The 11,588-nt window shown below is 57.7% G+C and carries 10 protein-coding genes; 7 read left to right on the forward strand and 3 right to left on the reverse strand.

Annotated elements, in window-relative coordinates; translation table 11 throughout:
• The first annotated feature begins 118 nt into the window (after positions 1-118).
• The 3 genes from QRN48_RS15190 (at position 119) to QRN48_RS15200 (ending at position 4,248) form a co-directional block, all read left to right on the forward strand.
• On the forward strand, positions 119-1,390 hold the full coding sequence (locus QRN48_RS15190; protein WP_191944545.1) for a YeaH/YhbH family protein: 1,272 nt from the start codon (positions 119-121) through the stop codon (positions 1,388-1,390).
• Positions 1,387-2,949, forward strand: a complete 1,563-nt coding sequence (locus tag QRN48_RS15195; protein ID WP_285351460.1) for a SpoVR family protein — start codon at positions 1,387-1,389, stop codon at positions 2,947-2,949. Before QRN48_RS15190 ends, QRN48_RS15195 begins: the two co-directional genes overlap by 4 nt.
• A 69-nt stretch (positions 2,950-3,018) precedes the next feature.
• A complete protein-coding gene (locus tag QRN48_RS15200) occupies positions 3,019-4,248 on the forward strand; it encodes a multifunctional CCA addition/repair protein (protein WP_191944547.1) in 1,230 nt (409 codons plus the stop codon).
• Between the two features lie 48 nt (positions 4,249-4,296).
• Here QRN48_RS15200 and folK read toward each other — a convergent pair whose 3' ends face one another.
• Positions 4,297-4,824 carry a 2-amino-4-hydroxy-6-hydroxymethyldihydropteridine diphosphokinase gene (folK, locus tag QRN48_RS15205; protein ID WP_037019134.1) on the reverse strand — a complete coding sequence of 176 codons (528 nt, stop codon included), beginning with the start codon at positions 4,822-4,824 and terminating at the stop codon, positions 4,297-4,299.
• Positions 4,815-5,168, reverse strand: a complete 354-nt coding sequence (gene folB / locus QRN48_RS15210; RefSeq protein ID WP_285351463.1) for a dihydroneopterin aldolase — start codon at positions 5,166-5,168, stop codon at positions 4,815-4,817. Before folB ends, folK begins: the two co-directional genes overlap by 10 nt.
• A 74-nt stretch (positions 5,169-5,242) precedes the next feature.
• Here folB and plsY point away from each other — a divergent pair, with 74 nt between their 5' ends.
• Positions 5,243-5,812, forward strand: coding sequence for a glycerol-3-phosphate 1-O-acyltransferase PlsY (plsY, locus tag QRN48_RS15215; protein ID WP_037019130.1), 570 nt, complete (start codon positions 5,243-5,245; stop codon positions 5,810-5,812).
• Between the two features lie 44 nt (positions 5,813-5,856).
• Here plsY and tsaD read toward each other — a convergent pair whose 3' ends face one another.
• Complete coding sequence (gene tsaD / locus QRN48_RS15220; RefSeq protein ID WP_191944549.1) at positions 5,857-6,882, reverse strand: tRNA (adenosine(37)-N6)-threonylcarbamoyltransferase complex transferase subunit TsaD; 1,026 nt, start codon at positions 6,880-6,882, stop codon at positions 5,857-5,859.
• A gap of 196 nt (positions 6,883-7,078) precedes the next feature.
• Here tsaD and rpsU point away from each other — a divergent pair, with 196 nt between their 5' ends.
• The 3 genes from rpsU (at position 7,079) to rpoD (ending at position 11,416) form a co-directional block, all read left to right on the forward strand.
• The gene (gene rpsU / locus QRN48_RS15225) at positions 7,079-7,294 is read left to right on the forward strand and encodes a 30S ribosomal protein S21 (RefSeq protein ID WP_002551877.1); all 216 of its coding nucleotides are present in this window, start codon (positions 7,079-7,081) and stop codon (positions 7,292-7,294) included.
• Positions 7,295-7,540: 246 nt separating this feature from the next.
• Positions 7,541-9,508, forward strand: a complete 1,968-nt coding sequence (gene dnaG, locus QRN48_RS15230; protein ID WP_285351467.1) for a DNA primase — start codon at positions 7,541-7,543, stop codon at positions 9,506-9,508.
• A gap of 66 nt (positions 9,509-9,574) precedes the next feature.
• Positions 9,575-11,416 carry an RNA polymerase sigma factor RpoD gene (gene rpoD, locus QRN48_RS15235; RefSeq protein ID WP_191944551.1) on the forward strand — a complete coding sequence of 614 codons (1,842 nt, stop codon included), beginning with the start codon at positions 9,575-9,577 and terminating at the stop codon, positions 11,414-11,416.
• Positions 11,417-11,588: the final 172 nt, after the last annotated feature.

An 11,588-nucleotide genomic window follows, 5' to 3' on the forward strand; every position in this document is an offset into this window, starting at 1 on the left:
GGCAGCTGCAAGCGTCAAGCGACAAGCTGCAAGAAAAAAGCACGTCAAATCTGATATTCAGAGTACTGCTTCGACTTGCAGCTTGAAGCTCACAACTTGAAGCTCCCCGGAGGGGCCTATGAGCTATGTGATCGACCGACGTCTCAATGGCAAGAACAAGAGCACGGTAAATCGGCAGCGCTTTTTGCGTCGTTACCGTGATCACATCAAGAAAGCAGTCGAAGAAGCCGTTAGCCGGCGCTCAATCACCGACATGGAGCACGGTGAGCAGATCAGTATTCCGGGCCGGGATATAGACGAACCGGTTCTGCACCATGGCCGTGGCGGCAAGCAAACGGTTGTGCATCCGGGAAACAAGGAATTCACCACAGGGGAGCACATCGCACGCCCCCAAGGTGGCGGCGGTGGCAAAGGACCAGGCAAAGCGGGCAATTCCGGCGAAGGCATGGATGAGTTTGTGTTTCAGATCACTCAGGAAGAGTTTCTGGAGTTCATGTTCGAAGACCTGGAACTGCCTAATCTGGTCAAACGTAACCTCTCGGGCACCGACACGTTCAAGACCGTTCGCGCAGGCATCAGCAACGAAGGCAATCCATCGCGCATCAACATCATTCGAACGCTACGCTCGGCACACGCCCGGCGTATCGCGTTGTCCGGCAGCAGCCGGGCGAAATTACGACAAGTGCTGGCTGAGCTGGACCGTTTGAAGATTGAAGAGCCCGATAACTTCGGCGACATCCAGGAACTGGAAATCGAAGCTGAAAAACTCCAGGCGCGTATCCGTCGGGTGCCTTACCTCGACACTTTTGACCTCAAATACAATCTATTGGTCAAACAACCCAATCCCAGCTCCAAAGCGGTGATGTTCTGCCTGATGGATGTTTCCGGGTCCATGACCCAGGCAACCAAGGACATCGCCAAACGCTTCTTCATCCTGCTCTATCTATTCCTCAAGCGTAACTACGACAAAATCGAAGTGGTCTTCATCCGGCACCACACCAGCGCGCGGGAAGTCGATGAGGAAGAGTTTTTCTATTCGCGGGAAACCGGCGGCACTATCGTTTCAAGCGCCTTGAAACTCATGCAAGAGATCATGGCCGAGCGTTACCCCACCAACGAATGGAACATCTACGCGGCGCAGGCATCGGACGGCGATAACTGGAACGATGATTCGCCCATCTGCCGCGACATCCTGATCAAACAGATCATGCCTTTCGTGCAGTACTACACCTATGTCGAAATCACGCCGCGCGAACATCAGGCGCTGTGGTTTGAATACGAGCGCATCGGCGAAGCGTTTGCCGACACGTTCGCCCAGCAGCAGCTGGTCTCTGCCGGTGATATCTATCCGGTGTTCCGTGAACTCTTCCAGCGCAGGTTAGTGACATGACCGCTAGAGAGCAGAAGCGCCAACCCCTTTCCACGGGTTCAGAATGGACGTTCGAGCTGATCCAGGCCTACGACCGGGAGATCAGTCGCATTGCTGAACGTTACGCGCTGGACACTTACCCCAACCAGATTGAAGTCATCACTGCCGAGCAGATGATGGACGCGTATGCATCCGTTGGCATGCCCTTGGGCTATCACCACTGGTCCTATGGGAAACACTTCCTCAGCACTGAAAAATCCTATTCCCGGGGTCAGATGGGCCTGGCGTACGAGATCGTCATCAATTCAGATCCGTGCATCGCGTATCTGATGGAGGAGAACACGATCTGTATGCAGGCGCTGGTCGTCGCACACGCCTGCTACGGTCACAACAGCTTCTTCAAAGGCAACTACCTGTTCCGCACCTGGACCGACGCCAGTTCGATCATCGATTACCTTGTCTTTGCCAAGCAATACATCATGCAGTGCGAAGAACGCCATGGCATCGACGCCGTAGAGGACCTGCTGGACTCTTGCCACGCCCTGATGAATTACGGAGTTGATCGATATAAACGGCCCTACCCGATCTCGGCGGAAGAAGAGCGGCGGCGCATGGCCGACAGAGAAGAACATCTGCAGAAACAGATCAACGATCTGTGGCGAACCATTCCAAAGAGCGCAAGCAAGAGCGACAAGGAGGACTACTCCCGCTTCCCGGCCGAGCCGCAGGAAAACATTCTCTACTTCATTGAAAAGCACGCGCCGTTACAGGAGCCATGGCAGCGCGAAGTGGTGCGCATCGTGCGCAAGATCGCGCAGTATTTTTATCCACAGCGTCAGACCCAGGTCATGAACGAAGGTTGGGCAACGTTCTGGCACTACACCCTGATAAACGATCTGTACGATGAAGGTCTGGTGACTGACGGCTTCATGCTCGAATTCCTGACATCCCACACCAGCGTGGTCTTTCAGCCGGGGTTCGACAGTCCCTACTACAGCGGCATCAATCCCTACACATTAGGCTTTGCCATGTACCAGGACATCCGGCGGATGTGCGAGCACCCGACCGAAGAGGACTATCACTGGTTCCCCGATCTCGCAGGCACCGACTGGCTCACGGCGGTGAAATTTGCGATGAGTAGCTTCAAGGACGAGAGCTTCATCCTGCAATACTTGTCACCCAAGGTTATCCGCGACCTGAAACTGTTCAGCATTCTGGACGACGACCAAAAGGACGATCTGCTGGTGCCCGCCATCCATGACGAACCCGGCTACAAGATCATTCGTGAAACCCTCGCTGCGCAATACAACCTCGGCAATCGCGAACCCAATGTGCAGATCTACAGCATCGACCGCCGCGGCGATCGCTCGCTGACCCTGCGCCATCAACAACACGACCGCAAACCCCTGGGAGATTCCACGGACGAGGTATTGAAACATCTGCACCGGCTGTGGGGTTTCGACATCCACCTGGAGACGCTGCAAGGCGATCAGGTCATGAAAATCCACCACGTGCCACCGAGAAGCGAACACGCTGACAGTGAATATCCCCGGCTGGATATGGCGGTCGTCCACTTATAACCCATGAGTGTTTCAGCCTCCGCGATCGCGACTTAAGGTTTATCCTGTCGCCCTCACGGAGGCTTTTTTATGCAGATTTATAAAGTTGGCGGCGCGGTTCGCGATCGCCTGCTTGGCAAGCCGGTCACCGATGTCGACTGGGTGGTAGTAGGCGCGTCGACCGAGGAAATGCTGGTCAAGGGCTATCGCCCAGTAGGGACGGATTTTCCGGTTTTCCTGCACCCGCTTACCGGCGAGGAATATGCCTTGGCGCGCACCGAGCGCAAGACGGGCAAAGGCTATGGCGGCTTCGTCTTTCACGCTGATCCCGACGTCACGCTAGAGCAGGATCTGATTCGCAGAGACCTGACCATCAATGCGATTGCGGAAGACAAGAATGGCCAATTGACTGACCCTTATCACGGGCAGCAGGATTTGGAAGCAAAGGTTTTGCGTCACGTTTCACCGGCGTTCGCCGAAGATCCCTTACGCGTTCTGCGCGTCGCCCGCTTCGCCGCGCGTTATGCCGCAGACGGTTTCACCATCGCGCCACAGACTCTGGAATTGATGCGCCAATTGAGCGAATCAGGCGAGCTTCAGGCGCTGACTCCCGAGCGCAGCTGGAAGGAAATCTCCCGGGCACTCATGGAAAACGAACCCCAGGTGTTCATCGAGGTGTTACAAGCGTGCGGTGCTCTGACCGTGCTGATGCCTGAGATCGACGCACTGTTCGGCGTGCCACAGCCCGAAGCGCACCACCCGGAAATCGACACCGGCGCCCATGTCCTCAGCGTATTGCGTCAATGTGCCGTACACCATCAGCCGCTGAGCGTTCGTTGGGCGTGCTTGCTGCACGACGTAGGAAAAGGGCTCACGCCGCCAGAGGAATGGCCCTCCCACATCGGCCATGAACACACGGGACTCAAAGCGATCATGGCAGTGAATCTGCGCTTCAAGGTGCCGAGGGACTGTCAGGAACTGGCGTTACTGGTTGGCGAATTTCATACCCATGGCCACCGGGCTCTGGAACTCAAGCCCTCGGCATTACTGGATCTGCTGCAGAGTTTTGACATCTACCGTCGCCCCCAACGGTTCGAGGAGTTCATTGCCGCCTGCGAAATGGACGCACGTGGGCGCAAGGGCTTTGAAGACCGCACCTATCCGCAGGCCGAATACCTGCGCGGCGCTGCCGCGGCGGCGCGCCAGGTCGCCGCCCAACCGCTGCTGGAGAAGGGTTATCAGGGTCTGCAGCTGGGTGAGGCGCTTAAGCGCGAGCGACTGGACACATTGAAGGTGTACAAGGCGTCCTATCAACATTAGGTGAGCGGGTCGCCTGATTGGCAACCCCTGCGCGTCTTGACTGCCCCGTTAAACGGAAGCGAGCAGCGCCGGCGGCGTCAGTGGCTCGCCCCGCCATTCAAAGGCAACCGGCCAAAGCTTCTGATCGATATTGGCGTCGGCCCACAGCCGGGCGAACGACACACCGGCTTCGGGGTGCAGACGCTGCGGCGCGATCAGGGACAGCGGCCATAATACGAACGCGTTCTTGAGAATTTCGGCGCGCGGCAAGATCAAACCATCGAAGTTGCCGACCTGATCATCGAAGAGCAGCACGTCGATATCCAGCGGCAACCCCTTGCGATCAGGCGCATAACGTCCGTTGTCGGCTTCGATGAATTTCAACCGGCGATCCAGCTCCATGAGGGGCAAATTCGTCAGCGCCGAGACCACCAGATTTATAAACGGCCCGCTCTTGATGCCCACAGGATGACTTTCAAACACCGGAGAGCAGGTCATGTCGAGGAGGAAGTCTGCAAGCGCATCAAGTCCCGCGCCCAAGTTTCGCTCTCGGTCGATGTTGCTGCCCAGCCCCAGAAACACCCGTGTCAGCGGCATCCGCGCTCGATCTCCACGCCAACGCCCTTAGCCGCAGGTACGGCCCCTGGCTTGGTCAACTTGAGGCGCAGCCAGGGAATCCCGAATTCACTCATCAGCACGTGCGCCAGCCGCTCGGCAAAGGTCTCGACCAACTGGAACTGAGAGGCTTCGGCAAATGTCTGGATCCGCGCTGACACGCTCGCGTAGTCGAGCGCCTTGCTCAGGTCATCATCAGCCGCAGCAGGTCGATTGTCCCAGGCAAAGCTCAGGTCCAGACGCAGGCACTGGCGAATGCCACGCTCCCAGTCGTAGGCGCCGATGACGGTATCGACCTCCAGACCCTCAATGAAAACTATGTCCAAGCCTGTCTCTCCGCTGCACGACAAGGGCGCAATGCGCCGTTAGAATCAGGGCAAACTCGCCCGGAATGGTTAGCATGTTTTGGTTACTGGCGGTCCTCGCCTACCTGCTCGGTTCGCTGTCCTTTGCCATCCTGCTTAGCCGCATAACCGGTCGCCCGGACCCGCGCGCCAGTGGTTCGGGTAACGCCGGCGCGACCAACATGCTGCGCCTGGCGGGTAAAAAACTCGCCGTACTGACCCTGATCGGCGATGTTTGCAAGGGGATGATCCCGGTGCTGATCGCCAGTGGACTGGGCCTGGATCCACGCCTGCAGGCCTGGGTCGGACTGTGCGCAGTCCTGGGTCATCTTTTCCCGCTGTATTTTCGATTTCGAGGCGGCAAAGGCGTGGCCACAGCCGCCGGCATGTTACTCGCCCTGTATCCGCCAGCCGCCCTGCTCGCCGTTGGCGCCTGGCTGCTGACCTTCTACCTGACCCGCACCAGCTCACTGGCATCGCTGATTGCCACGCCGCTGACCCTGCCTCTTCTGGCATGGCAGGAACCCCACGCGTTGCTACCGATGAGTGTGTTGACCTTGCTCATCGTCTGGCGGCATCGGGGGAATCTACGCGACCTGTTTGCCGGGCGCGAACGGCATTTTTGATTGATCGCCCGTGAAAGTCTGCAGGGTTGCGGTGCGGCTCGCTGTCAAAGCCCGGGAAGTTGCTCCATCGGCCAGCGCGCCTGCACCGAGATGCTTAGACCTTCCTTCTGCCCGGCCTGCAAACGCTGACACCCGGCAAACGCGATCATGGCGCCGTTGTCAGTGCAAAACTCAGGTCGCGCGTAGTAGACGTTCCCGCCCAGACCATCGAGCATCTGCTCCAGTGACTGGCGCAACGCTTTGTTCGCGCTCACACCACCGGCGATGACCAGCCGCTTGAGCCCGGTCTGCTTGAGGGCGCGTTTGCACTTGATGGTCAAAGTGTCCACCACCGCCTGCTGGAAGGCCAGCGAGATGTCGCAACGGGTTTGCTCGCTGTCGTCCCCAGCGCTTTGGCATTGCTGCCAGGTGTTGAGCGAGAACGTCTTGAGACCGCTGAAGCTGAAATCCAGCCCCGGGCGATCCGTCATCGGACGCGGAAAAAGGAACCGTCCTGCTACGCCGGATTGCGCCAAGCGCGAGATTTCCGGACCGCCAGGGTAATTCAGGCCCATCATCTTTGCCGTTTTGTCGAAGGCTTCGCCCGCGGCATCGTCCAGCGTCTCGCCGAGCAGCTCATACAAGCCGATGCCATCGACGCGAACGAGCTGGGTGTGACCACCCGATACCAACAAAGCGACGAACGGGAATTGAGGCGGATTCTCTTCCAGCATGGGTGCCAGCAAGTGCCCTTCCATGTGGTGGACGCCCAGTGCCGGGATGTCCCAGGCGAACGCCAATGCCTGGGCGCATGAAGCACCTACCAGCAGCGCGCCGACCAGGCCGGGACCGGCGGTATAAGCGATGGCATCGATCTCGGTCACGGCGCAGTCTGCCTCCGCCAACACCTGACGGATCAAGGGCAGCATGCGTTTTACGTGATCGCGGGAGGCGAGCTCAGGTACCACGCCACCATAGACGCGATGCAGGTCGATCTGGCTGAATAAGGCATCGGCAAGCAGCCCGCGATCGCTGTCGTACAGCGCAACGCCGGTCTCATCGCAGGAAGTTTCCATTCCCAGTACTAGCATGGGGTACGCCTTGTGGGGGCTGAATTCGAAGGCGCGCATAATAGTCGTCGCTCATGCCTGCGACCAGTGCTTTTCGATCAGAGGCTTTGCATTCCGCGAAGCAAGGGGTTAACATCCGCAACCCTTAAAAACCGACGTACTTAGTGCAAGCGTTGCAGTAAGCGTTGACCCCGGTAATGAATGAAGGTAGCTCTGGATGCCAGCCGTCAAAGTTAAAGAGAACGAACCCTTCGACGTAGCTCTGCGTCGTTTCAAGCGCTCCTGCGAAAAAGCCGGTGTTCTGGCTGAAGTTCGTAGCCGCGAATTTTACGAGAAGCCGACTTCTGAGCGTAAGCGTAAGGCAGCAGCTGCTGTTAAGCGTCACGCCAAGAAAGTTCAGCGCGAACAGCGCCGCGCCGTTCGTCTGTATTAATACAGACGTCTGACGCAAGCTTCTGCCTTGCCCGGCCCTCAAAGCCGGGCTGTCGGCAGTTGCAGGTTTAGCCTCAAGCAACACAGACAGAGGCTGTTGACGCCGCAGATGCGACCGAGACAAACCCCGTCGATTTCTTCCAGCCTGATTCAGGCCGCGTTGACCCGTCTACACTGACCAAGCAACCGTCGTTACGGTTTGGATTCGCCACGATTTTCTGGCGGGGCGCCTGATGATGAGAACGCCATGGCCGGACTGATTCCCCAAGGTTTTATTGATGACCTCCTGAACCGCACCGACATCGTCGATGTTGTCAGCTCACGCGTTCAATTAAAAAAAACCGGCAAGAACTTCAGTGCCTGCTGTCCTTTCCATAAAGAGAAGACACCTTCGTTCAGCGTCAGCCCGGACAAACAGTTCTATTACTGCTTCGGCTGTGGCGCGGGTGGCAACGCCCTCGGCTTCATCATGGATCACGACAACCTGGATTTTCCTCAGGCAGTCGAGGACCTGGCCAAAGCCGCCGGCATGGAAGTACCTCGCGAGCAGGGCGTCAAAGGCCAAAAGCCACGACAGCCGACAGACTCGCCGCTCTACCCTCTATTGACAGCCGCCGCCGAGTTTTACCGGGCAGCGCTTAAAAGCCATCCCACGCGCAAGTCTGCCGTGGAGTACCTCAAAGGCCGTGGCCTGTCAGGAGAAATAGCCCGCGACTTCGGGCTGGGTTATGCCCCTCCTGGCTGGGACAACCTCTACAAGCACCTAAGCAGCGATACCCTTCAGCAGAAGGCGATGATCGATGCCGGTTTGCTGATCGAAAATGCCGAAACCGGCAAACGCTACGACCGATTTCGCGACCGTGTGATGTTTCCTATTCGGGACAGTCGCGGCCGCGTCATCGCATTTGGCGGACGGGTGCTGGGTGACGACAAGCCCAAATACCTGAACTCTCCTGAAACCCCGGTGTTTCATAAAGGTCAGGAGTTGTACGGTTTATTCGAGGCTCGCAAATTTAATCGTAACCTGGACGAGATTATCGTCGTCGAAGGCTACATGGACGTCATCGCACTGGCCCAACAAGGCTTGCGCAATGCCGTGGCAACCCTGGGAACAGCTACCAGCGAAGAGCATCTGAAGCGGCTGTTTCGCGTAGTACCCAACGTTTTGTTTTGTTTCGACGGCGACCAGGCAGGCCGAAACGCTGCTTGGCGCGCTCTGGAAGCAACGCTACCAGGGCTGCAGGATGGCCGACGCGCAAGGTTTCTGTTTCTGCCTGAGGGTGAAGACCCTGACACGCTGGTGCGCGCCGAAGGCACCGATGCGTTCAGGGCGAGAATCAACCAGCACGCGCAACCGCTGGCTGATTACTTTTTTGAACAGCTGACGAAAGAAGCCGATCCGCGCTCACTGGAAGGCAAGGCGCACATGGTGACCTTGGCCGCGCCACTGATCGAAAAAGTGCCGGGAGCCAACCTGCGCGAGCTGATGCGCCGGCGCTTGAAAGAGATCACGGGCCTCGACACTGCCGCGGTCAATCAGCTGATGCAGTCCGCCCCCGCGGAAACACAGCCCAGCTACGATCCGGGCTTCGATTACGATGCGGTGCCTGATTACGGCGATTACCAGCAACACGACTATCAGGCGCAGCAGGAGTGGACGCCAGGCGCGCCGGGCGGCCAGCAAAAGAAGTGGGATAAAAAGCCGTGGGACAAGGGCAAAAAATGGGACAAGGGCGGCAAGCGTCCCGATTTTGAACCCAGAGGACCACGGACACCTGCGACGGTCGAGCCACCGGCATTGACGGCCCTTAGGACGTTACTGCATCACCCCGAGCTATCGGCACAAGTTGCCAATGCCAGTACGTTTGCCGATGAAGAGAATGTGTATTCGCAGCTTTTGGTAGCTTTGATCGACGCTACGCAGAAAAATCCGAAGCTGCGGTCGATGCAATTGATAGCCCGCTGGCACGGCACCGAACAAGGGAAGCTGCTGCGTCAGTTGGCAGAAAAGGAATGGCTGATCTCGGCCGATAACCTTGAACAACAGTTTTTCGACACTATAACTAGCTTGTCGGCCCGCCAACGCGAGCGACACCTGGAACAATTGATCAGGAAAGAAAGGCAGTCAGGCCTGAGCGCCGAAGAAAAAGTTCAGCTGCTCAGCCTGTTAAATCGCAATGTTACTGCACAAACCCCGACCTCAACTGGCGTGTGAGGTCCTGGCCGGGTATAATCCCCGGCTTGTTTTTTGCCCGCCAAGACCTTCAGTGGATAGGGTGTTATGTCCGGAAAAGCGCAACAGCAGTCTCGTATCAAAGAGTTGATCACCCTGGGTCGTGAGCAGAAGTATCTGACTTACGCAGAGGTCAACGACCACCTGCCCGAGGATATTTCAGATCCTGAGCAGGTGGAAGACATCATCCGCATGATCAACGACATGGGGATCCCCGTACACGAGAGTGCTCCGGATGCGGACGCCCTTATGTTGGCCGACGCCGACACCGACGAGGCAGCCGCTGAAGAAGCCGCTGCTGCGTTGGCTGCGGTAGAGACCGACATCGGTCGCACGACGGACCCTGTGCGCATGTATATGCGCGAAATGGGCACGGTCGAGCTTCTGACACGTGAAGGCGAAATCGAAATCGCCAAACGTATCGAAGAAGGCATCCGTGAAGTGATGGGCGCGATTGCGCACTTCCCTGGCACGGTTGAGCACATTCTCTCCGAGTACACACGCGTCACCACCGAAGGCGGTCGCCTCTCCGACGTTCTGAGCGGTTATATCGACCCGGACGACGGCATTGCGCCGCCAGCCGAAGTCCCGCCTCCTGTCGACCCTAAAGCCGAAAAGGTTGAAGGCGCTGACGACGACGAGGAAGACTCTGCCGACGACGAGGACGAGGTCGAAACCGGCCCGGACCCGGTCATTGCCGCGCAGCGCTTTGGCGCCGTCTCGGATCAGATGGCAATTGCTGTCAAGGCGTTGAAAAAGCATGGTCGCGGCAGCAAGCAGGCGAACGCCGAATTGCTGGCGCTGGCCGAGCTGTTCATGCCTATCAAGCTGGTTCCGAAGCAGTTTGAAGGTCTGGTAGAACGTGTGCGGGGCGCTCTTGAGCGTCTCCGAGCACAGGAACGCGCCATCATGCAGCTGTGTGTTCGTGATGCCCGCATGCCGCGTGCCGACTTCCTTCGCCAGTTCCCGGGCAACGAAGTCGATCAGAGCTGGACCGACGCGCTGGCTAAAGGCAAAAGCAAATACGCAGAAGCGATTGGCCGCCTTCAGCCCGACATCCAGCGTTGCCAGCAGAAGCTGAGTGCACTGGAAGAAGAAACCGGGCTGACCATCCTTGAAATCAAGGACATCAACCGCCGCATGTCGATCGGTGAGGCCAAGGCCCGCCGCGCGAAGAAAGAAATGGTTGAAGCCAACCTGCGTCTGGTGATCTCGATTGCCAAGAAGTACACCAACCGTGGCCTGCAATTCCTCGATCTGATCCAGGAAGGCAACATCGGTCTGATGAAGGCGGTGGACAAGTTCGAATACCGCCGCGGTTACAAGTTCTCGACGTATGCCACCTGGTGGATCCGTCAGGCGATCACTCGCTCGATCGCCGACCAGGCGCGCACCATTCGTATCCCGGTGCACATGATCGAGACGATCAACAAGCTCAACCGTATCTCGCGGCAGATGTTGCAGGAGATGGGTCGCGAGCCGACGCCTGAAGAGCTGGGCGAACGCATGGAAATGCCTGAGGACAAGATCCGCAAGGTATTGAAGATCGCGAAAGAGCCGATCTCCATGGAGACCCCTATCGGCGACGACGAAGATTCGCATCTGGGCGACTTCATCGAAGACTCGACCATGCAGTCGCCGATCGATGTGGCCACGGTAGAGAGTTTGAAGGAAGCGACGCGCGAGGTGCTCTCGGGCCTTACTGCTCGCGAGGCAAAAGTTCTGCGTATGCGTTTCGGGATCGATATGAACACTGACCATACCCTTGAGGAAGTCGGTAAACAGTTCGATGTAACCCGTGAACGAATTCGTCAGATCGAAGCCAAGGCGCTCCGCAAGCTGCGTCACCCGACGCGAAGCGAACACTTGCGTTCGTTCCTCGACGAGTAAGCTGCACGTAAAAACCAAAACCCCCGGCATTGCTGGGGGTTTTGCGTTTCAAGGAATAAATTTCCGGCAAAGTGCCATCGTTGATCAGTCCGGCTACACTCGACGAATTGTTAACACTCAATCCTTGAGGCTGCCATGGTTTGGATGCCCACCATTGCTCTCCTGTGCTTTC

Source organism: Pseudomonas sp. ME-P-057, from assembly GCF_030208975.1.
In the GTDB taxonomy this organism is placed as follows: domain Bacteria; phylum Pseudomonadota; class Gammaproteobacteria; order Pseudomonadales; family Pseudomonadaceae; genus Aquipseudomonas; species Aquipseudomonas lutea.